The sequence below is a fragment of the Gordonia polyisoprenivorans NBRC 16320 = JCM 10675 genome (assembly GCF_000241325.1).
GTDB classification, from domain to species: domain Bacteria; phylum Actinomycetota; class Actinomycetes; order Mycobacteriales; family Mycobacteriaceae; genus Gordonia; species Gordonia polyisoprenivorans.
Genome location: NZ_BAEI01000074.1, coordinates 13,257 through 34,009 on the forward strand (window position 1 = coordinate 13,257; position 20,753 = coordinate 34,009).

At 66.7% G+C, this 20,753-nt stretch carries 23 protein-coding genes and 1 tRNA gene; 8 read left to right on the forward strand and 16 right to left on the reverse strand.

Translation table 11 applies throughout. The features are described from left to right. Window positions 1-21 precede the first annotated feature (21 nt). Complete coding sequence (locus GOPIP_RS19705; RefSeq protein ID WP_006371535.1) at window positions 22-1,218, forward strand: trans-sulfuration enzyme family protein; 1,197 nt, start codon at window positions 22-24, stop codon at window positions 1,216-1,218. 36 nt (window positions 1,219-1,254) lie between these two features. Here GOPIP_RS19705 and GOPIP_RS19710 read toward each other — a convergent pair whose 3' ends face one another. The 3 genes from GOPIP_RS19710 to GOPIP_RS19720 form a co-directional block, all read right to left on the reverse strand. Continuing rightward, window positions 1,255-2,403 (reverse strand): acid phosphatase, encoded by a 1,149-nt coding sequence (locus tag GOPIP_RS19710; RefSeq protein ID WP_020171607.1) that lies wholly within the window; start codon window positions 2,401-2,403, stop codon window positions 1,255-1,257. Between the two features lie 138 nt (window positions 2,404-2,541). Further along, a complete protein-coding gene (locus tag GOPIP_RS19715) occupies window positions 2,542-4,050 on the reverse strand; it encodes a DUF7782 domain-containing protein (RefSeq protein ID WP_006371537.1) in 1,509 nt (502 codons plus the stop codon). Beyond that, window positions 4,050-4,262: a hypothetical protein gene (locus GOPIP_RS19720; protein ID WP_006371538.1), complete on the reverse strand. Its 213-nt coding sequence runs from the start codon at window positions 4,260-4,262 to the stop codon at window positions 4,050-4,052. The genes GOPIP_RS19715 and GOPIP_RS19720 overlap by 1 nt, the downstream gene beginning before the upstream one ends. 238 nt (window positions 4,263-4,500) lie before the next feature. Here GOPIP_RS19720 and GOPIP_RS19725 point away from each other — a divergent pair, with 238 nt between their 5' ends. Next, window positions 4,501-6,219, forward strand: coding sequence for a hypothetical protein (locus GOPIP_RS19725; RefSeq protein ID WP_006371539.1), 1,719 nt, complete (start codon window positions 4,501-4,503; stop codon window positions 6,217-6,219). Window positions 6,220-6,235: 16 nt separating this feature from the next. Here GOPIP_RS19725 and GOPIP_RS19730 read toward each other — a convergent pair whose 3' ends face one another. The 4 genes from GOPIP_RS19730 to GOPIP_RS19745 all read right to left on the reverse strand — a co-directional run bounded on the left by GOPIP_RS19730 (window position 6,236) and on the right by GOPIP_RS19745 (window position 9,445). Continuing rightward, a complete protein-coding gene (locus GOPIP_RS19730) occupies window positions 6,236-6,787 on the reverse strand; it encodes an NUDIX domain-containing protein (RefSeq protein WP_006371540.1) in 552 nt (183 codons plus the stop codon). A gap of 50 nt (window positions 6,788-6,837) precedes the next feature. Beyond that, entirely contained in the window at window positions 6,838-7,275 is a 438-nt protein-coding gene (locus GOPIP_RS19735) for a DUF6924 domain-containing protein (protein WP_006371541.1), read from the reverse strand. Between the two features lie 290 nt (window positions 7,276-7,565). Beyond that, complete coding sequence (locus GOPIP_RS19740) at window positions 7,566-8,345, reverse strand: SDR family NAD(P)-dependent oxidoreductase (RefSeq protein WP_006371542.1); 780 nt, start codon at window positions 8,343-8,345, stop codon at window positions 7,566-7,568. A gap of 194 nt (window positions 8,346-8,539) precedes the next feature. After that, window positions 8,540-9,445 (reverse strand): LysR family transcriptional regulator, encoded by a 906-nt coding sequence (locus GOPIP_RS19745; protein ID WP_035728488.1) that lies wholly within the window; start codon window positions 9,443-9,445, stop codon window positions 8,540-8,542. 285 nt (window positions 9,446-9,730) lie between these two features. On the opposite strand from GOPIP_RS19745, the gene GOPIP_RS19750 reads away from it, so the two are divergent. Then, window positions 9,731-10,387 (forward strand): hypothetical protein, encoded by a 657-nt coding sequence (locus tag GOPIP_RS19750; RefSeq protein ID WP_006371545.1) that lies wholly within the window; start codon window positions 9,731-9,733, stop codon window positions 10,385-10,387. A gap of 68 nt (window positions 10,388-10,455) precedes the next feature. On the opposite strand, the gene GOPIP_RS19755 is transcribed toward GOPIP_RS19750, so the two are convergent. Together GOPIP_RS19755 and GOPIP_RS19760 are read right to left on the reverse strand one after the other, a co-directional pair. Continuing rightward, window positions 10,456-10,540, reverse strand: a tRNA-Leu gene (locus tag GOPIP_RS19755). A gap of 51 nt (window positions 10,541-10,591) precedes the next feature. Continuing rightward, window positions 10,592-11,275 (reverse strand): type 1 glutamine amidotransferase domain-containing protein, encoded by a 684-nt coding sequence (locus tag GOPIP_RS19760; protein ID WP_006371547.1) that lies wholly within the window; start codon window positions 11,273-11,275, stop codon window positions 10,592-10,594. A gap of 158 nt (window positions 11,276-11,433) precedes the next feature. Here GOPIP_RS19760 and GOPIP_RS19765 point away from each other — a divergent pair, with 158 nt between their 5' ends. From GOPIP_RS19765 to GOPIP_RS19785, 5 genes are all read left to right on the forward strand, one after another. Next, complete coding sequence (locus tag GOPIP_RS19765; RefSeq protein WP_006371549.1) at window positions 11,434-12,006, forward strand: TetR/AcrR family transcriptional regulator; 573 nt, start codon at window positions 11,434-11,436, stop codon at window positions 12,004-12,006. A 101-nt stretch (window positions 12,007-12,107) separates the two neighbouring features. Continuing rightward, entirely contained in the window at window positions 12,108-13,031 is a 924-nt protein-coding gene (locus tag GOPIP_RS19770; RefSeq protein ID WP_006371552.1) for an acetoacetate decarboxylase family protein, read from the forward strand. A 32-nt stretch (window positions 13,032-13,063) separates the two neighbouring features. Beyond that, window positions 13,064-14,038 (forward strand): NAD(P)H-quinone oxidoreductase, encoded by a 975-nt coding sequence (locus GOPIP_RS19775; protein WP_014359669.1) that lies wholly within the window; start codon window positions 13,064-13,066, stop codon window positions 14,036-14,038. Window positions 14,039-14,118: 80 nt separating this feature from the next. Continuing rightward, a complete protein-coding gene (locus GOPIP_RS19780) occupies window positions 14,119-14,580 on the forward strand; it encodes a hypothetical protein (protein WP_006371555.1) in 462 nt (153 codons plus the stop codon). After that, on the forward strand, window positions 14,577-14,933 hold the full coding sequence (locus tag GOPIP_RS19785; protein WP_006371557.1) for a DUF3817 domain-containing protein: 357 nt from the start codon (window positions 14,577-14,579) through the stop codon (window positions 14,931-14,933). The genes GOPIP_RS19780 and GOPIP_RS19785 overlap by 4 nt, the downstream gene beginning before the upstream one ends. 51 nt (window positions 14,934-14,984) lie before the next feature. On the opposite strand, the gene GOPIP_RS19790 is transcribed toward GOPIP_RS19785, so the two are convergent. The 7 genes from GOPIP_RS19790 to GOPIP_RS19820 all read right to left on the reverse strand — a co-directional run bounded on the left by GOPIP_RS19790 (window position 14,985) and on the right by GOPIP_RS19820 (window position 20,653). Beyond that, the gene (locus GOPIP_RS19790; RefSeq protein WP_006371560.1) at window positions 14,985-16,286 is read right to left on the reverse strand and encodes a flavin monoamine oxidase family protein; all 1,302 of its coding nucleotides are present in this window, start codon (window positions 16,284-16,286) and stop codon (window positions 14,985-14,987) included. 66 nt (window positions 16,287-16,352) lie between these two features. Continuing rightward, the gene (locus GOPIP_RS19795; protein ID WP_006371561.1) at window positions 16,353-16,961 is read right to left on the reverse strand and encodes a TetR/AcrR family transcriptional regulator; all 609 of its coding nucleotides are present in this window, start codon (window positions 16,959-16,961) and stop codon (window positions 16,353-16,355) included. Window positions 16,962-16,968: 7 nt separating this feature from the next. Next, on the reverse strand, window positions 16,969-17,610 hold the full coding sequence (gene rdgB / locus GOPIP_RS19800; protein WP_006371562.1) for an RdgB/HAM1 family non-canonical purine NTP pyrophosphatase: 642 nt from the start codon (window positions 17,608-17,610) through the stop codon (window positions 16,969-16,971). Next, window positions 17,607-18,359, reverse strand: a complete 753-nt coding sequence (rph, locus tag GOPIP_RS19805) for a ribonuclease PH (RefSeq protein WP_006371563.1) — start codon at window positions 18,357-18,359, stop codon at window positions 17,607-17,609. The genes rdgB and rph overlap by 4 nt, the downstream gene beginning before the upstream one ends. 43 nt (window positions 18,360-18,402) lie before the next feature. Then, window positions 18,403-19,167 carry a cyclic nucleotide-degrading phosphodiesterase gene (locus GOPIP_RS19810; RefSeq protein ID WP_006371564.1) on the reverse strand — a complete coding sequence of 255 codons (765 nt, stop codon included), beginning with the start codon at window positions 19,165-19,167 and terminating at the stop codon, window positions 18,403-18,405. Between the two features lie 83 nt (window positions 19,168-19,250). Next, window positions 19,251-20,057, reverse strand: coding sequence for a glutamate racemase (gene murI / locus GOPIP_RS19815; protein ID WP_193361613.1), 807 nt, complete (start codon window positions 20,055-20,057; stop codon window positions 19,251-19,253). Beyond that, window positions 20,054-20,653: a rhomboid family intramembrane serine protease gene (locus GOPIP_RS19820; protein WP_006371566.1), complete on the reverse strand. Its 600-nt coding sequence runs from the start codon at window positions 20,651-20,653 to the stop codon at window positions 20,054-20,056. Before GOPIP_RS19820 ends, murI begins: the two co-directional genes overlap by 4 nt. Window positions 20,654-20,753 lie beyond the last annotated feature (100 nt).

The following is a 20,753-nucleotide window of genomic DNA, read 5'->3' on the forward strand; positions in this document are numbered from 1 at the left end:
GCCGAGCGGAGTGGAAGCGACATGGATGAGCACACCGACGACTTACTGCGCGCGAGCGGCGACATGACGGCGTGTGTGCACGCGGGCAATGACACGAGCGGGCCCTCGATCCGTACCCCGATCACCATGGCCAACTCGTATCACCTGCCACCGAATCCGGAGACCGCCGACTGGTCGGGCACCGATCAACTCTTCTACACCCGCAACACCGGCGCCAATCAGGCTGCGCTGCAGCGAAAACTGGCACTACTCGACCACGGCGACGACTCCGTCGCACTCGCCTCCGGCGTCGCTGCCCTGCACGCGGTGTTCTTCACGTTCCTCGCCACCGGCGACCACGTGGTGGTCTCCGACACGACCTATGAGGCGACGTTCAAACTGTGGACCGAACTGATGCCGCGCAAGTATGGCATCGAGGCAAGCTTCGTCGACGCCACCGATCTCGACGCCGTCGTCGCAGCTGTCCGGCCCACCACCCGGATGCTCGTCACCGAGGCCATCGCGAACCCGACCACCAAGGTCGCCGACATCGGCGCACTCGCCGAGATCGCGCACCGCGCCGATGCGCTGTTGATGGTCGACTCGACCTTCACTCCCCCGCCGCTGTATCGGCCGTTGACCGACGGCGCCGATCTCGTCGTGCACTCGCTCACCAAGTACATCAACGGACACGGAGATGCCATGGGTGGCGCGGTGATCGGCGCGCAGCATCTCATCGCACGGATCAAGTCCGAGGCGATGGTCGACGTCGGCGGGGTCATCTCACCGTTCAACGCGTGGCTGATCGACCGCGGGTCCATCACCCTGCCGCTGCGGCTGCGTCAGCATCAGACGACCGCACAGCGACTCGCCGAACTCCTCGCCGGCGATCCGCGAATCGCGTACGTGGCCTATCCGGGGCTGGCCACCCATCCACAACACGACCTCGCCGCACGGCAATTCGGCGGGCGCGGGTTCGGCGCAATGATGGCCTTCGCCGTCGACGGTGATCCGGCGACCCAGAATCGGTTCGTGTCGCACCTGCGAGTGATCACCTCGGCGGTCTCGCTGGGTCACGACGAGTCGCTCATCGTGCACGTCGGCACCGACGGACCACGGGTCGCCGCCTATCCCAAGCCCTTTCGCACCTTTGGGCACTTGCGGTTCTCGGTCGGGCTGGAGGACGCGGACGATCTCGTCGACGATCTCACCCGCGCCCTCGACACCACCTTCGGCTGACCATCCGGCCGCGACGGCACGCGCTCGAGGGCACTCTCAGCGGGTCACCCATGCGCGTGCGATGTCGAGCCGCTGCCATCCGCCGGACAGCCCGCTCTTGTCCAGGGGGTAGCCGGCGGGCAACGCGGTCCGGGCCAGGATGTCGCGCAGCTGGGCCGTGCTGAGTCCGGGATGTGCGGCGCGGATGAGGTTTTCGGCTCCTGCGGGGACGTTCTCCGCCTGGGCCGCCCCGGACGGCAGGAAGGAGAAGGTCGCACGCTGCCGGTAGGTCGTCAGCGCCGTCGCGGTGGGCTGGGCGGCCTGCTGGCAGGCGACGATCGCCCCAATCGGGGCGCCCACGCGTGCTTGCAGCACCGCCCGCAGCTCGGTACGCGCCTGCGCGAACAACCCGGCGAACCGCGGGTCACCGAGCATCTCGGAGGTCACGGCCTGCGCGAGCATCCGACCACCGATGACGTCGAGCGGATAGTGCACCCCGAGCACAACGCGGTGGTACCCGTAGTCGGCGCCGCGCGCGAGAATCTGCGGGCCCTCCTCGGGCAACATCGCCGCGATCAGGAAGGCCTGGGTGTAGCCCCAGGTGGTGTGACCCGACGGGTAGGAGCCGCTACCGCGCACCGCCGCGTACAGATCGGGGCGGCCGTCGCCGTAGTGGCGGATCAGTTGCGGCGCAACCTCGAACGGCCGCGGGTACTGGAAGTACTTCTTCTCCTTGCTGGTTCCGGTCCGCTCGCCGGCCGGCGACTCGTCGCCGAGTAGCAGCGCGGCGGTCTTCGGCAACTGTCCGGCACGCAGCGCCGCGTAGAACGCCGGAGCCAGACGGGAACCCAGTGCGTCGAAGATCGCCGGGCCCTCGATCGCATAGTTGTCGTTCACCGCGGCGCGGGCGGTCGCCGGGCTCGCGGTGTTGTTGATGGCGACCGCCTCGGCGAGGTTCTGTTGACGCACCAGCGGGGAGATCGACGAGAAGCCGTCCAGGATGGCGATGTGATCGCGCGGCGCGGGGGTCGCGAATGCCTGATCGGTTTGCCCTGCAGCGAAACCTGCGGATGCGGGCACCTGCGTCGGCGCGAACGCGCATGCCGGGGCGGCAGTGGCCGGCGATTGCGCCACCGCGGTGGGGAGCACCAATGCTGCGGCAGCCAGGATCGCTGCCACCATCGAGTTCACTGTCCGACGCCTCATGGTCTCCTCCGGGTCCGGCCGGCAACGCCGGCACCACACATCTCGGTGTCTCACCTCACGGAGGTCACCGGATCACACGGCATCGACCGGTTTCACACCAGGTGAACAGTCGGTGAAGAGTCGTGCGGGATCGGACATTCACCGAACCTCGAAGAGGATTCCGCGGCCGATCGCCTCGCGGACCACGGGAAGTGCTGCCTGTGCCAATGCGTCGGCGTCGACACCGTGGTGCGCGGCAAGCAAATCGATCAGGGTGCCCAGTTCGACCGCTCCGCGACATCCGGCAAGCAGCGCTCGCGATACCTCGTCGACGCCGAGGACAGCGCCCGGTCCGCCGGGGCGCCGCACCGCCGACCCGATCTCCTGCCAACCGTCGTCGCCGGGTAAGGATTGTGTCTCGCAGAACACCGGCGCACAGGCCAACCGAGCCGTCAGCAGGTGGTCGTCGTCGTGGGCACGCAGGTAGGCGCGCCGGTCCAGGAAGGCTTTGGCCTCGGGACCGGTCACCTCCTCCCCCGCAGCGGTGATCTCTTCGAGGGTGTGCTCGCCATCGGTTGATCGCGAGCCGGCGCGCTTGCGAACGGTGATGACGCCCATGCCGATTCCGGTGATCTTCTCCTCGGCGAACCAATCGAACCAGTCGGAGCCGCGTCGGGCGACCTGGTCGGGATCCTCGCCGGCATCGGAGAGCCACAGCGAGATGTAGCTGATCGGATCGGCGAGCTCTCGTTGCACCACCCAGGCGTCGAGTCCGGTGCCGGCCAACCAGCCGCCGACGCGTTGTCGCCAGTCGGCGCCGTCGCGCACCATCCAGTTGGCGAGCAACTGGGCGGTACCACCGTCGGTCAGGTGGTCCGGCAACCCGGCGATCAGCTCGGCGCACAGGGCGTCGCCGGCCCGTCCGGAGTCACGGTAGATGTAGTCCTGTGCGCCGGCCCCGACCACGAACGGCGGGTTGGACACGATCAGGTCGAACCGTTCCCCGGCGACCGGCTCGAACAGACTGCCCGCCCGCAGATCCCAGGTCATGTCGTTGAGCGTCGCGGTGGCCGCGGCCAGGGCCAGAGCTCGTGGATTGGTGTCGGTGGCCACGATGGACCCGCAGTGGGCGTCGAGATGCAATGCTTGGATGCCACACCCCGTGCCGAGATCCAGGGCCGTATCGACGCGGTCGCGGATCACCGCGCGCGCCAACGAGATCGACGCTCCACCGATGCCGAGCACGTGGTCGTGGGCCACGGGTCCGCTGCGCATCGCCGCGTCCTGATCGGAGATCACGAGAAAGTCGTTGGCATCGTCGGCGTGGGGTCGGATATCGAGGATCGCGCGGTATCGGCCGTCGGGGCGCTGTTCGACGACGCCTTCGGCGATCAGCGCCTGCACGCCGGTGCTCGGGAAGGCCGCCGCCAGCGTCGGCTCGTCCTCGTCGGAGCCGAGCAGGAACAGCCTGATCAATGTCGACAGCGACTCCCGGGCACCGCCGGGACGCGCTGCGCGCAACGCGGGCCACCAGACCCCGCGCCCCAAGGCATCGTTGGCGTCGTCGCCGAGCGCCGCCGCCACCCCGTCCGCGGTGTAGCCGGCGGCGCGTAGGTCGGCTCCGAGGGCGAGCACCACCGGGCGCGACTGCAGAGGCAGCGTCGTCATCAACCGACGCTCCGATACTTCTTGTGCATGGCCTGTTTGGAAACGCCAAGCAACACACCGATTTCGGCCCAGGAAAGGCCGGCCGCGCGGGCTCGTCGGACGGCGACCTCCTCGTCACGGGCGATCTCGGCACGACGCCGGGCGACGGCGGTCAAGGCGGTCACCGGGTTGTCGGGGTCACCCGATTCATCTGGTCCGAGGCTTGTGCGCATGGCATCATCATTCACCGGAGCTCGCCGCGGGTCAACCTTGGTTGACGACCTACTCGTTGACCAGGCCCGTCCTCGACGCAGCCCCGCCCCGGTCGTGATTGCGGTCACGATCCGCTCGTAATGCAAAGGTTATGCTAACTTTACTTTCGGTTTCCCGCACGAGGACTTCTCCTCGAGGCCCCTGGCCGATGCCGGAGAACCGAGGCCGGATGTCTGTTCTGGGGTCGGAGGAGTGCGCGTGAAGACTGTTGGTGCGGTGGGGAATCGACGCTCGCGACGTGCTCGCACGTGGGCCGTACGGGTGTCGGCGGTGGCGACGCTCACGGCGTTCTCGGCAAGCGCGTTCACTTCCAACGGCACTGCGGCGGTGATCAATCCGGCGTTGGTCCCTGCTCCCGCACCGGTCGCGGAGAAGGCGGCCCCGAAGTCCCCGAAGGCTCCTGAGCCCGAGACCTATCAGGAGCGGATCGACCGTATCGCGCAGAGCCCGCGCTCGTTGCTCGCGCCTCTGCAGGAGAACCAGGGCAAGGCGACGGTCTGCGTCAGTGGTGAGTTCACCAGTTTGTCGGTGGTGTATGACTCGCTGTTTGAATCTCTGTTGCCTTCGCTGCCCCCGCAACTGCGCCAGAACGCCTACGCCGCACGCGATGCCGCGCATCGGGACATGAAGCGCCTGAACGTCTCTACGCTGGCGATATCCGACAACCCGATGGCACTCGGCGCCGACTCCGCCGATCCGTCGATGACCTATCGCGGCCCGGTGTCGCAGTGGATTGTCACGCAGCTGTTGAAGATTCGCGATGGCCAGGAGAACGAGGCGATTCCGCTCGGCAACATCACCCTGACCCAGGCGGTGGAGACGGTGTGGCTGTATCTGTTCGTCACCGTCGTCGCGCCGGTGAAACTCGCCGTTCAGCTCACCCCGTTCTTGGGTAGTCCGTTGACCGGCACGGCTCTCGACAGCTACCAGGGGTATTTCACGTACAACACCATCCTGCAACTCGCCGTACAGGGCGGCGTCCTGGGGTCGCAGTACCTGTATCAGGGGATCTCCAACATGGTGATGAACCAGTGCGTCGCCCGGGTCACCGAAGATCAGCGAGAGCAGGCCGGGCGCCCCAGCGACGACGTCACCTACCACATCGACATCCCCGCCGCGGTGCGCGCCGCCGCAGGACAGCTCGCGCTCGCCGACAATGACAACTGCCGGCAGATCGGCACGCTGCCGCTCAGCCGCATCGTCACCCGCACCGGCGAGTATGCGCAACAACTGGTCACCACCGACGCACAGAAGCAGAAGATCGCGAGCGAGACCAACGCGATTCTGGCGAAGATGCGGGCAACCCAGGTGCCGCACAACCTGATTCCCGCCGATCCAGCCGACTTCACACAACTCGAGTCCTTCGCCTCGCTCGTCGGCAGTCTGATCCCCTACGTCGGCGGCGCCCCGCTCGACATCACGATCGGCCTCAAGCACAACCTCGATCAGGGAGACAATCCGTTCGAGACCGTGAGCGTCGCCGACCTGACCGTCACCAAGTCGCTCACCGCCGCCTACTACTCGTACTATCTGTCGCTCTACCTGTTCACCACGGTCGGCGGCTTGGCCGAAGGTCAGATCCTGGGAAGCCCGACCGTCGGCTTCCTCTCCCCCACGCGGGCCATCGGCGCCGTGGCGGCGCTACCTCTGACCTACGGGCTCGTCAACTACCACAACGTGATCCGATCGATGTGCCTGAATGAGGACGACACCACCGGGACCGGCCGCGGCGCACAGGTCAATCGCGACAATGCGGTCTTGCCGTCGGCGAGTACGACCACGCCGACCGTCGCCCGGCCGGGCCGACCGTCGAGTTCCGCACCGTCGAGCTCACCGCGCCGCGGCGCGTCCTCGCCGACGTCGACGCCGGCGCCGGTCATCCCGGGTCTACCGATCCGGATCCCGGGCATCAACTAGAACCGGTCGACCGCGCTCATCGGCGAGCGTGGTCGATCCACTTCTGCACCAGGTGAATTGCCGTGATGCTCTGGCCGTCGTCGATCCCACCGGTGGCCACCATCTCGTCGACTTCGGCCATTGTGAAGAAATCCGCGTCGTCGAACTGCTCGTCGGAGACCTCACGCTCTCCGTCGAAGGTGAGGTCACGGGCCAGGCAGGTGGCCATCCGTTCGGTCATGAGCCCGTTGCAGACGCGTGTACGGCCGAGAACTTCCCAGGCCGAGGCTCGAATCCCGGTCTCCTCGTGGAGCTCTCGCGCCGCGGCTGTCAGTACCTCTTGACCGTCGCCGCCACCCCCGGGCAGTTCCCAGTGCCATTGCTGTGACGGGTAGGCAAATGTCCGCACCAGGTAGAGCCTGTCGGCATCGTCGAGTGCAGCGATCATGACCGAATCGTTGGACTCCACCACGCCATAGATGCCCTCGGTTCCCAGAGGTGTGATCACCCGATCCTCGCGAACACGCATCCACGGATTCTCGTAGGGCATCGTCGACCCGAGCAGGGTCCAGGGGTTGTCGGTGCGCATGGCTTATTGTGCTCGATCGGCTGGCGGTCGGCAGGCGTCGAATCCAGTGCTCACCCGAAACCGGGGAACACACCGTCGACGGCAGCCCTCGCGAAGTCGTCGAAACCCATGTTTCCCAAGGAGAGGTTGTTCTCGACAGACCACAGGTCACGCGGTCGCACCCGCACCGTTCGACCCGGTTGGTGCAGCAGATCAACGACAAGCACGGCGTGATCGGGCGAGCTGAGAGTCGCCTCGTCAGCAACGAAGACGAAGAACGGCGGGGGTTCCGGCGCCGAGTCGACAATGTCGTCGACAGTCACACCGTCATATGCGCGGTCATCGATGTACTGAAAGTTCGCACGAAATCGACCCTCTTCGTGCTCAAAGTCCACCGGAGCACTCGCTTCCCAGACAAGGGCCCCCCACGCTTGATCGGTCGCCGGATCGCAGTAGGTGCGCACCAGCAACGCATCATTCGTCTGCGGAAGCGGATACCTCAGAGCCAACAGAATCCTCCTTGGCGCGAGTTCTTCTCGTCGTGAAAAGCGATGCATTCCCGCCGGAGCGCGTTCTGCACTCTTGTTGAATCACGTTACCGCAGCTCAGCGTCGGCAAGTTCACTCCCCCGAGGTCGCCGTATCGGTCCACGCCCCGCCGCTCGTTGACCGACACGGCGACCCGGGAATGTCACTGGGTCAGAAGCGGTCTCGCCGGTCGCGGCATCGACGGCAGTGAGACTGCCGACTCACCTCGTTCCTGGTAGGTGAGCTCCGTCAGCCCAGGACATCATGAGCCATCAGCTCATGACCGCCCCACCGTCGACGGCGATCGACTGCCCGGTGACGTTGCGTGCCTTGTCGCTGAGCAGGAAGGCCACCATCTCGGCGATGTCACCAGCAGATTGGGGCCGTCCCATGGGCACCATCTGCTGAACGAAACCGGCGAACACGTCGTCGTCAGATACTCCCTCCAGAGAACTGTCGCGACCGCGCAGCCACGCAATGGTCTGTCGCCACATATCGGTGAGAATCAGGCCGGGGAGCACCGTGTTGCAACGTATTTCGCGCAGCGCTCCCGACCGCGCGACACTGTGGCCGAGTTCGATGACAGCGGCCTTCGACGCCCCGTAGTGCGTGAGCATCTCATTGCCGAGCCGGGCGCCGATGGAGGCGATATTGACGATCGCGGCGGGCCCGTCGGCCCGTTTCACCAACTCCTGGCAGGTGAGGAAGGTACCGCGAGCATTGACGGCAAACGTGTTGTCCCACAATTGTTGATCGATCTCGACCAGCGGTGTGAACAGTCCGGTGCCCGCGGTGTTCACCAGGCCGCACAGGGCCCCGGCCTCTGCGGCCGTATCGAACATCGCCGACACCGCGGCCGCATCGCGAACATCACAGGCGATCGGCACCACATCGGCGTCGACCTCCTGCCAGCGTGGATCTGATTCCCGCTCAGGGTGTTCCGCCGAGAGGTCGGCGAGAACGAGCACGTCGTAATCGGCGGCCAGGCGCAGTGCGATCTCGGCTCCGAGGCCGCGGGCGGCGCCGGTGACAATGGCTACGCGAGTGGTCATGCGCGTCGCTCCCTACACAGATGGTTCGTCATCGAATGAACTCCTTTGGGTGAATCACACAGCGTCGTGTGACGATCACCACCTTCTGATCGGAAGCGCGGAATGTCCATGTCGCATTACCCATTCGGCGTTAAGCAGATGAGTAACGACCGAGGTCCCACCGACCGGTCCACCGAGGAACCGGCCCTTCCACGTCAGCGAGTTTCGTTGCGTCCGGTACGAACCGACGCAACCGCGCGCCGAAGTGCGTTCACGAGCGGCGAGAAATCATCGGCGCGCGTGCACAGCGACAATGGACATGGATCGATGTCTTCGATCGGCACGAAGACCACCCCGGGATTGCGGTACGCATCGGCGACGAACTGTCCGGTGATCGCCATCGCTTGCCTGGCGGCAACCACCTCCAGCAGCTCATCCATCGTCTGGACCGATGGCCCGTACCGCACGGGCTTCCCACCGGGACGGGGATCGCTTGCCCACCAGCGGACCCATGCGGGATCCGCCTCGTCGTCGGCGACATGCAGCTCATCGTCGAGTTCGCCTATGCCGATCGACGTTCGAGCCGCGAGCGGGTGGCCGGTGGGCAGCGCAGCAACCCGCCCTTCCTGCACCACCACGTCAAAGCGCAAGCCACTCGTGTCGGTGACCGGCGGTCGTACCAGTGCAGCGTCGACCTGGCGCTCGCGAACCGCCGATATCTGTCGGGGCCAAGGGAGCTCCAGCAACTGCACCGTCGCCGAGGGCATCGTCCGCTGTAGTTCGTCGAGGACCTCGCGCAGGTGGATACCGGTGCTCGCGGTCATGAATCCCAGACGTGCCGAGCTTGCGGCCCGCCGCCGAAAGGCCTCCGCCGAGGCGACGGCTCGGTCCGCGGCGTTCAGGGCCAGTCGGGCGTCGGTCAGAAAGGCGCGACCCGCTTCTGTCGGGACCACGGGGTGGGAGGTGCGATCGACCAGATCGACTCCGAGGGACTGTTCGAGTTTTCGGATCTGCTGGCTCAGCGCGGGTGTGCTGATGAAGCTCCGATCGGCCGCCCGTCCGAAATGTCCTTCGTCGACGACGGCGATGAGGCGCCGAACCAGACGCAAATTGAGGTCCACGATCAGTCAGTCTAAACGAATTGTGACTCGCCTCACTTCCGGAGCAGCGGTGTGACCTGGACCGTTAAGCGATCGACGAACAAACTCGTCGAACTGGACATGGCTTCGCGCTGCGCCGGGCGCTTCACTCAGATCAGCGTTTGTGGCGGGGTGCTCAGCCCGTTCAGCCCGCACAACCGCTCGCGGGCCACGTCGCCCAACACGCCGACGCCACGTCGTCGAAGCGTTTCGAAATGCGCGCGTTGCCGGCCGCGTGACGCACGGAATCAGAATGAGGAGAATCGAATGACCGCAATTCAGGCAAGCAGCAACATCACGGCTCAGACCCCGTACGAAGAAGAGTTCGTCCACATGATGGACGACGTCGATGAACTCATCGAGAGCCTCGACAACCCGCTGCACCGCAAGATCCTGATCAATTACAGACGCCACGGACTCCTCGAGGTGTCCGGCCGCTACGAGGATCTACTGGCGCCCTCGATGACCGTCCGCCACCCGCACTATCGGCTGTTCGAGGGCGGGCAGGGCGTGATCCTCGACGGCATGGACGCGGTACGCACGTTCTATCAGCAGCTCGCGGAGATGGACATGCTGGTCATGTGGACGGGGAAGCAGAAAATGGCGGTGAACGATTGGGGCTTCAGCGGCGAAGCCCAGTTCAATCAGTTCGTTCCCGGAGCGCTCCTCGGCGACAACGTCTTCGCGGCGGTCGGTAGCGATACTGCGCCGGAATCCCAGTACGACGCCGATGCCTACTACCTCGTGCGTCGCACGCTGGCATTCGTGTGGCCCTACACCGAGGAGGGTCTGCTCATCGGCGAACACGTCTACGAGGACGCCGAATCCAAGGTGGTCACCAAGGTCCGCAACGACGAGGTGATCACCGGGGTGCGCGCGGCCGAATTGCTTGCACCGATCATCGACAAGTACGGCGCCCTCTGACCCACGCAAACGCTGAAACGCAATGAGTCGCGACATCGTGCGTCAACGATGTCGCGACTCATGACATATGGTGCGCGAGGGGGGACTTGAACCCCCACGTCCTAGGACACTGGAACCTAAATCCAGCGCGTCTGCCAATTCCGCCACTCGCGCGTGCCGAACCAGACTACCGCCCACGTCGGCGATCGACGGAATCGACTGCGATCAGAGCAGCGCCGCAACCTTGAGAGCCGTCTCCTTGGCCGATCCGGGGTTCTGGCCGGTGACGAGGTTTCCGTCGACCACCGCGTACGAGACGAACGGCAGTCGGCCTTTCTCGTACAGGGCGCCGCGCTTCTTCATCTCCGCCTCGGCGTTGTAGGGCACCAGCTTGTTCACTCGCGCGAGCACCTCTTCCTGCCAGGCAAAGCCGGTGACCTTGCGGCCGGCGACGAGGAGGGTGCCGTCGGACAGGGTGGTGTTGAGCAGACCGCAGTAGCCGTGGCAGACCGAGGAGACCACCCCTCCCCGCTCGAAGATTTCACGCGTGATCCGCTGTAGCCCTTCGCTTTCGGGAAAGTCGTACATCACCGCGTGGCCGCCGGTGAAGTAGATGGCATCGTAGTTGGCGGAGTCGATCTCGTCGGGTGACGCGGTGGTCTCGAGCAGTTGCATGCGCGCGGGATCGGCATGCCAGGTCTTCGCGGTCTTGTCGTAGTTGGGGAACTTCAGTGATCGCGGCTCCAATGGGACATGGCCGCCGCGCGGGCTGACGATCGTCTGCTCGAAGCCGCGGTCGTCGAAAACCTGCCACGCGTGCGTGAGTTCCGACAGCCACAGGCCGGTCGGGTGGGACGGGTCGTCGTAATGCCCGACGTTGGTGACGACGTTGAGAATGCGAGTCGCCATGAGACACGCTCCTGTGGGTTCGGTTTCGTGCGTCCGCGTTCTGCGGGCGCAATGTAGACGGTGCATACATTAGGCGTTCGCGCTCCCCTACGTCAACCGACGCTCGCACCCGCGGGCGGCGAGGCGCTTCGCGAATCGATCTGGATACACTTCGCTTCATGCCCCCTCGTTCGGCTTACCATCACGGCGATCTGCCCGCCACGCTGGTCCGTGCCGCGATCGAACTCGTCGACGCCGAGGGCGCAGACGCCGATCTGTCGCTGCGAGCCGTGGCGCGCCGGGCCGGGGTCTCCACCGGCGCCCCTTATCGCCACTTCGCCGACCGCAACGCGCTGTTGTCCGCGGTGGCTGCGGTGGGCTATCGCGAACTGGCCACCACTCTGCAAGCAGCGCAACGGAATCCGAGTTCGACTCAAGATCTCGCCGATATCGCGGTGGCCTACGTGCATTTCGCCATCGACCGACCCGGCCTGTTCCGGATCATGTTCGGCGGCGTCTGCGACACCGACAACACCGAGCGGGTCGAGGCGGTCGAGGCCATCCACGCCTATCTCCGCGACGTCGTGAAGCGCGCAATCCCCTCGGACACACCGGATGCCACGGCCACCGGCGCGTGGGCGCTGGTGCACGGCCTCGCATTCCTCTTCCTCGACGGCAAGCTCGATTCGTCGACCCCGGACACGATCGACTCGACCATCCGCTCCGTCGTGCTGGCGTCCTTGCGTCACTGACCTCACCCCATCCGGGCCGACGCAGTCAATGTTGACATCGTTCACTTCGCAGGCATACCCTCATGTGAGCAATGCATACATTATGCGCGAGGAGCAACCACATGAGCACCCCCAGCACCACTGATGACACCGTCGACGTCGACCTGGGCGGACGCCTGGTCACGGTTCCGCGAGACGGCATGTTCGACCGCTACCGGATGGACGCGCCACTCGACGAGGTGGCGGCCATGCCAGGCGTGCCCGGCGTCGACTTCTTCCGGACTCTCCCGAAAACGCAGGTGCAGTCACCGATCGGCACCACTCGCACGCCGAACTTCTACTACGCGATGGCCTCGGCTCGGCTCACGATGCTCGCCCCGAGTCGCGCGATCCGCGCTCGCATCCCCAGCGAGCTCGCCCCCCTGGAGATCGCACCCGGCCTCGGACTGGTGTCGGTGATGTTCTTCCGATATGACGTGTGCGACATCGATTTCTACACCGAGGCGGCTGTCGGGGTCGCGGTGCGTTCGGCCCGCCACGGTGGGCGTGGCATTGCCGACCTCGCGTCGGCCCTCGCCAACGATCACCTGCACTCGTATGTGCTCTCGCTACCGGTCAACACCGAGATCGCGCAGGTGCGTGGCCACGACGGATACGGATTTCCCAAGTGGGTCACCGACCTTCAGGTCAGCATCGACTCGACGCGTACCTCGGCACGCATCGCCAACGACGCCGGAGGCACCGACCTCCGGTTCACGGCATCGACTCCCGCGCAAAAGAACTTCACCAGTGGTGCGCGGGTCTCGACCCTCACCTCCTACACCCGGCGCGACGGAGCGTGGCACTCCACGCTCAATCAGACCAACCTCCTGACGACCGGGACATCATTGTTTCCACGGGGTTTCGAGTTGACCGTCGGCGAGGGCCGGATGGCCGACGCTCTGCGTTCCCTCAAGCCACTGCGGACCATCCGCTTCGACGCCACGACGTCGGCGCAGGCCGCGCTGCACATGCCGGTCCCCTTCTCGGTCGGGTCGGCCCGATGAGCCGCACTCCGACGAGCTCGGTTCCGTCCACCATGCGAGCCATCGTCGTCAACGCTGAAAAGAACCTCACCGTCGCCGACATCCCCACTCCCACACCAGGACCCGACGAGGTACTCGTCCGCGTCGCCGCCGCCGGGATCAACCGCGCCGACCTGATGCAGCGCCAGGGGCTGTATCCACCACCGCCCGGCATCACCGACGTCATGGGCATGGAGATCTCCGGCACCGTCGTCGCGCTCGGTCGAGACGTCGGCCCCGACTCCCCCGCGCTCGGGCAGCAGGTGTGCGCCCTCATCGCCGGTGGCGGGTACGCCGACTACGCCGTCGTCCCGGTGACCCAGGTGCTTTCCGTGCCATCGGCGGTGTCGCTCATCGACGCCGCGGCGCTGCCCGAGGTGGCGAGCACGGTCTGGTCCACGGTTGTCGCCGACGCCGGGCTCCGCGCGGGCGAGCTGTTGCTCGTGCACGGCGGTGGCAGCGGCATCGGCACCCACGCGATCCAGGTGGCCAAGGCGCTCGGAGCTCGCGTCGCGGTGACCGTCGGCTCCGAGTACAAGGCCCAGCGCTGCCGAGCGCTCGGTGCCGACCTCGTGATCAATTACCGCGAACAGGATTTCGCCGCCGAGCTGGCCGGCCGCGCCGATGTGATCCTCGACATCATGGGCGGCAGCTACCTGTCGCGCAACATCGACGCCCTCGCCGTGGGCGGAAGACTGGTGATCATCGGGATGCAGGGCGGCTTCACCGGCGAGGTCAACGTCGCCGCACTGATCGGCAAGCGGGCCCGGATCATCGGACTCAACGTCCGCAACCGTCCCCTGACCGGTCCGGGATCGAAGGCCGAGATCGTGGCGGCGGTGGCGGCCGACGAATGGCCGCTCGTCGAACAAGGCCTCGTCGCGCCGGTGATCTCCGCACGGATTCCGCTCGCCGATGCCGAGCGTGGGCAGGCGCTGCTCGAATCGGCGGACTCCGTCGGGAAGGTCCTCCTGTTGACCGGGCAGTGACCCGCACGGAAGGCGATGTAGACAGAGATCACCCGGACCGCCCGGCAGCTCATCGGCGCAGGCCAGGTACCGTCGTAGGTATGTCCGCGCAGCCCGGCCGTCGACGGCACCGCCCCGCACTCCTGGTGCTGGTGGTGGTTGCCGCGATTGTCTGTCTCGGCCTGGCGTGGTGGCAGTGGGACACCTATGAGGCCGGCGGGACCGGCCAGAACCTGGGTTACGCGTTGCAGTGGCCTGCTTTCGGTTTCGCGTTCCTTTGGGCCTACCGACGGTTCGTCGTCCTGGAGAGCGACCCCGAGGAACTGCAGAGGGCGACCGCGGCCAAGGGGATGACGGAAATCCCCGAGGATCTGCTCCCCGAGCGCGCGAGCACCCCGAGCGCCTCGTCGCTGCGCGAATCGACCGTCGCGGATGACGACGCCGGACTCCGCGAGTACAACAGGTACCTGGCCGAACTCAGTGCCGCTGATCGTGCACACGGCGACGGACACCTGGCCACCGCCACACCCGATTCATCTGTCAGTGAGGACCGCCGCAAGTGACCCAGACCGCCCAGCCCACCGCCACTCCCGTCGAGAAGGTCAAGGGAGCACTCCTGCGATATCGCATCCTCGCGTGGGTCACCGGCTTGTGGCTGCTGCTGCTGGTGGTCGAGCTGATCGTCAAGTACGGCTTCGGCGTCGACTCGTTGGACTTCGTCCCGATCGTGCACGGCTGGGTGTACTTCGTGTACCTGATCATGACCGTGGATCTGGCCATTAAGGTGCGCTGGCCGCTGGGCAAGATCGTGCTCACGGCGATCGCCGGCACGATCCCGTTCCTGTCGTTCTACTTCGAGCACATCCGCACCCGTGAGGTGAAGCAGGAGTACGGCCTCGGCGGCAAGTCGCTGTAGGCCCTGACGCGCCCGCGGTCGCGCCCTGTCGGCATCCATCCCGCGAGCCGCTCAGGCCCGCGTTCGCAGCGCCCGCGTCACTTCCTCGGCAGCTCGTTCACCGGCACCGATTGCGCCGTCGAGGTACCCGGGGTACTCACTCGCGGTCTCCGCTCCGGCCCAATGGACGCGCCCGATTGCCTGCGCCGACATCGGCAGCTCATCGTGACCGGCGCCGAGTTCCGGCACGGCAATGTAGCCGCCGCCGACGTGATCGTCGAGGTGCCACGCCTTCTCGTGCCAGTCGACCGGCTCGCGGATGGCGTCTCCGAGATGACCGGCGATCCTGCCCAACAGAAGTCGCCGTCGTCCCTCCGGATCGAGATCATCGAGGTCATGCGCCTCGGCACCGCCGACGAGTAGGCACAGATGGCCTGGGCCGCCCGGGGGTGAGGTGTCGAAGACGGCGACACCGGGGCGGTCGATGAGGATCATCTCGGCGTCGCCCGACTCCCGCCAGAACGGGGTCGGGTACACCGCGATCGCCTTGTACACCGAGCCCATGAATGTGCCGTGCTCCATCGAGATCCGCCCGGCCGGCAGTGGCGGGTGGTGGGTGATCCGCGCCGCGACCGGCGGCGGTACGGCCACGATGACCTCGCGGGCGCCGATGTCGCCCGAGGCGGTGCGAACGACGACGCGGTCGTCGGACCGCTCGATCCCGGTGACGACGCAGTTCGTGCGTACCGCCGAGCCGAGATCGTCGACGAGTCGGTCGACGAGATATCCGATCCCTTCGACGACCAGCCCGTCCTGGGCACCACCCTTCGTCGAGAGCATGGTCACCAGACCACCCTGTACGTCGATGAGGCTCATCATGGTCCGCACCGAGAACCGTTGCGGGTCGGCGGTCCACGAGATCGCGGCGACGACCTCGAGCAGTCGTCGGGCGCCCCCGGGAACCCGGTCGAGCCAGCTCTGCACGCTCGTCGTCGCCCACGTCTGCCGACGTCGCACGCGTCGCACCGCACTCACTGCGGCGAGACCGAAGACGGCGGCGAGCACCGACGGCGAGGTCACCCGAATACGTCGAGAGCCGTCGGCGATGCTCGGCATCGTCGGGGTGTGCATCGTGAATCGGGTTGCACCGAGTTCGTCGGCCAGAGCCATCAGCCGGTGGTGATCGTGCCCCACCCACTGACCTCCGAGGTCCAGTCGCGAGCCGAGACTCGACGTCACCGAATACGCCCGGCCACCGCATCTGTCGCTGGCCTCGACTACCAGGACGGCGGCCCGTGATCGCCGAAGTGCGCGGGCCGCGATCAGCCCCGACAGCCCCGCGCCCACCACCACTACATCGACATCGTTGCTCATCGAACTCCTCAGTCAGTCGTATGACTGACTTTAGGGCCGGACGGGCGCGAAAGGCAATGGCGTTTCTCAGCGTGCGGGTTGGATGCCGGCTGCGGTGATCATCGTCTCGACGAAGAACGCCAGATCGCTCTCGGCGCGTTCGTCGTCGGGGTCGCAGACGTATTGCAGGGTCATGCCGTCGATTCCGGCGAGCAGAAGGCGCGCCAGCCGCTCGATCGGCACCGCGGTGGTCTCGCCGGCCCCCTGCGCCGCCCGCTCACACCACTGCACGAGCACGCTGCAATAGCGTTCGTACTGCCACGCGGCGAGGTGCTCCCACCCCGGCTTGCGGAGGCTGTGGTTGAGTAGCTCACCCTGCACGATCTGCAGTCGCACATCGGGTGTCACGAGAGTCGACCAGAACAGTGCGACGCCGTCGCGGATCGCCCTCGCGAGCCCGCCCTTCACCGGCAGGGACTCGGCGAGCAACGCGGCGATCTCCTCCACCACATCCTCGATGACGGCCTTGACCAGCTTTTCCTTGGTGGGGAAGACATATTGCAGGGTTCCGAGAGGTACACCGGCCTCGGCCGCGACGGCGCGAAGTGTCGTGGCGGCCACGCCCTCTCGCGCCATCACCGCCCGGGCCGCGGCGACCGACCGACGGCTCCGTTCCGACGCCTCGACATAAACCACGGCGGACTCAGTCGGATACGGCGAGTGCCGCCAGCGCAGGCACCAACTGCGCCAACGCCTTCCCGCGGTGACTCAGCGAATCCTTCTCCTGCGCCGACAGTTCCGCCGAGGTGCGCCCGGCCGCCGCGGCGTCGTCCGGGACGAACAACGGATCGTAGCCGAAACCGTTGGCGCCGAGACCTTCTCGCAGGATTGTCCCGCGCCACTCGCCGCGCACGACCGTCTCGGTACCGTCGGGCACCACGAGTGCACAGGCCGAGACGAATGCAGCCCCGCGACGTTCGTCGGGAACGTCGGCGATCTGACTCAACAACAGCTCGTTGTTCGCCGCGTCGTCGCCGTGGCGTCCGCTCCAGCGAGCCGAGAGCACTCCCGGCATACCGTTGAGAGCGTCCACCGACAACCCGGAATCGTCGGCCAGACAAGGCAGTCCGGTCGCACGCGCTCCCGAGCGCGCCTTGATGAGCGCGTTCTCCTCGAAGGTTGCACCGGTCTCCGGTTCCTCGGGGTACTCCGGGACCGCGTCGAGTCCCACGACGTCGAGTCCCACGATGCCCGCGGCGTCGACGACGCGTCGCAGCTCCGCCAGCTTCTTGGCGTTACGGCTGGCCAACAGTACGCGGCGGGGTGTCGAATCAGGAGCGTTCATGCGGTCGGCAACTCGCCCGGGTACGGCTCGTCGAGCACCGCGCGTTGCGCCTCGAAGAGCTTGGCGGTGCCGATCTCGGCGAGATCGAGCAGCTTCTCCAGGGTGGCGCGCGGGAAGGTCGCGCCCTCACCGGTGCCCTGCACCTCCACCAGGGTGCCGGCGTCGGTGGTCACGACGTTCATGTCGACCTCGGCCCGCGAATCCTCCTCGTAGGGCAGATCCAGCCGGACCCGGCCGTCGACCACGCCCACGCTGACCGCGGCGATCATGCACGACAACGGCTGCGGGTCGGAGAGTTTGCCCGCGGCACCCAGCCAGGTCACCGCGTCGGCGAGCGCGACGTACGCACCGGTGATCGCGGCGGTCCGGGTGCCGCCGTCGGCCTGCAACACGTCGCAGTCCAGCGCGATGGTGTTCTCCCCCAGCGCGGCGAGGTCGATGCAGGCACGCAGCGAGCGTCCGATGAGTCGGCTGATCTCGTGGGTGCGGCCTCCGACCTTGCCGGCGACCGATTCGCGGCGAGACCGCTCATGGGTGGCGGCGGGCAGCATCGCATATTCGGCGGTCAGCCACCCCAGGCCCGATCCCCGACGCCACGGCGGTACACCCTCGGTCACGCTGGCGGTGCACAGCACCCGGGTCTGTCCGAATTCCACCAGTACGGATCCGGCCGGATGGGAGGTGAATCCGCGGGTGAAGGTGATCGGTCGGAGTTCGTCGTCGGCCCTGCCGTCAGCGCGTGTCGTCACCCGATCAACTGTAGACACCGAGCGCGGTGACGCCGTCGGGGCGTCAGAAGTGGAAGATCTGTCCTTGCCGGACGAGTTCGACCGGACCGGAGAATGTGCTGCGTGCCTCGGCCATGATCACCGACGCGTCACACCACGGCGCGACATGGGTGATGGCCAAGGCCTTCGCGTTGGCCTTCGCAGCGGCCTCACCGGCCTCGATACCCGACAGGTGAAGATGCTCGGGGCGGTTGCCGGGATCATGGGTCCACGACGCCTCACACAGGAACAGGTCGGCGTCGGCGGCGAGATCGATGAGTTCGTCACACGGCCCGGTATCTCCGCTGAAAGCGATCACGTGACCCTCCGGACCGGTGACGCGCAGCCCGTAGGTCTCCGGCGGGTGATCGAGCTTGATCGCGTGGATGTTCATCCCGCCCAGCGTGATCTCCATCCCGTCGGCCCACTCGTGCACGTCGAAGGTGTCGCTGATGTCGTCGATCTCGCCGGGGAATTCCGAGGACGCCGCGCCGATTCGCATCGCCACCCCCGACGGGCCGTAGAGCGGGGCCTTCTCCGGTGCCGGTCCGGGCGGGGCATAGCGGCGCCAGACCATCATCGCCGGCAGATCGAGGCAGTGGTCGGCGTGCATGTGGGAGAGCACGACCGCGATGTTGTCGGGATCGGACACCCGCATCAGCTCGCCGAAGACGCCGGGTCCGCAGTCCATCAGCACGGGTTGCTCGCCGGGCACCGAGAACAGGTAGCCCGAACAGGCTGCACCCGGTCCACCCACACTTCCCGAGCAACCGAGCACCGTGACACGCATAGCCCTACCTTGCCATGCGTGGGCGTCATGGTGGCCGGGTATCCGATCACAAGTCGGTGTGTGAACGACTCCCGCCGGTCACCTCAGATGCGGGCCACCGAGCCGACCGTCGGGCCGAGGAACCGAGTTGACAAGCGCGCGAACGATTCCGGATTTCCCGTGGCCTGAAACACTCGTTCGGCGGCGCGATCGGTGTGCGGGTGCAACATGTCGGAGCGGGTCAATACGGCAAAGAGGTCCTTGGCGGTTTCCTCGGCGCTGGAGACGAGTGTGACCTCGTCGCCCATGGCGAGGGCGATGACGCCCGAGAGCAGCGGGTAGTGGGTGCAGCCGAGCACCACGGTGTCGACGCCCGCGTCCTGCAGCGGCTCGAGGTAGCCCTGCGCCAAGCCGAGGATCTGGCGTCCGCTGGTGATGCCGCGCTCGACGAAGTCGACGAACCGAGGGCAGGCGACCGCGGTGATCTCCGCGTCCCGGGCGGCGGCGAAGGAGTCCTGATAGGCCTGCGAGGCGATGGTGGCCTCGGTCCCGATGACCCCGATACGACCGGTCTTGGTGGCCACCACCGCACGCCGCACAGCCGGCAGGACCACCTCGATCACCGGGATCGGCGCGTACCGCTCGCGGGCGTCGCGCAGACATGCCGCCGACGCGGTGTTGCACGCGATGACGATGGCCTTCACCCCGCGCTCGGCGAGCTCGTCGCCGATGGCCAACGCGTGCTTGCGGATCTGCGGGATGGTCAGCGGCCCGTAGGGGCCGTTGGCGGTGTCGCCGATGTAGACGATGTCCTCGTCGGGGAGCAGGTCGATGATCGCGCGGGCCACGGTGAGCCCGCCGACGCCGGAATCGAAGATGCCGATCGGGGCGTCGGGTCCGGGGGCGACTATTGCGACACCCCCGGCATCGGCGGACCGCCTGCGGCCGCGTTACCCGGAGATCGACGACGCCGGTCGCGGTCGGTGAGGAACCAGGCGGCAAGAAGGCCGCCGATGGCCCCGAACAGATGTCCCTGCCACGAGACGGTCGGGTCGGTCGGCAGCACGCCCCACAGCACCGACCCGTAGACGAGCAGCAAGACCAGGCCACCGAGGATCTGCCAGAGGTTGCGATTGAACAATCCACGAACCAGCAGATAGGCGAGCCAGCCGAAGATCACCCCGGAGGCCCCGACGGTCACCGATCCGCTCGGCGCGAACAGCCACACGCCCAGTCCGGAGGTGATCCAGACGACCGCGGTGACGAACAGGAATCGCCGGGCGAGCAGCAACAGGAATCCGAGGACCACCCCGACCGCGAGGTTGGTCCACAAATGGTCCCAGTTGGCGTGCAGGAAGGGCGACCACACGATGCCGTCGAGTCCGTCGATACGACGCGGCTCGATGCCGGCCGAATCGAGGTCGTAATGGGTCGCGGCATCGATGGCCTCGACGATGATCAGGCCGATGACGATGAACACCATGACCAGCGCCGAGCGCTGCCACAACGGGCGCCGCGTCGGCGGCGCTCCCGGTGTCTGGGTCGCGTTGATGGTGTTCTCCTCGGCGCCGGTGCCGGTGCCTTGTCGGTCGGGTTCGGTCGGTCAG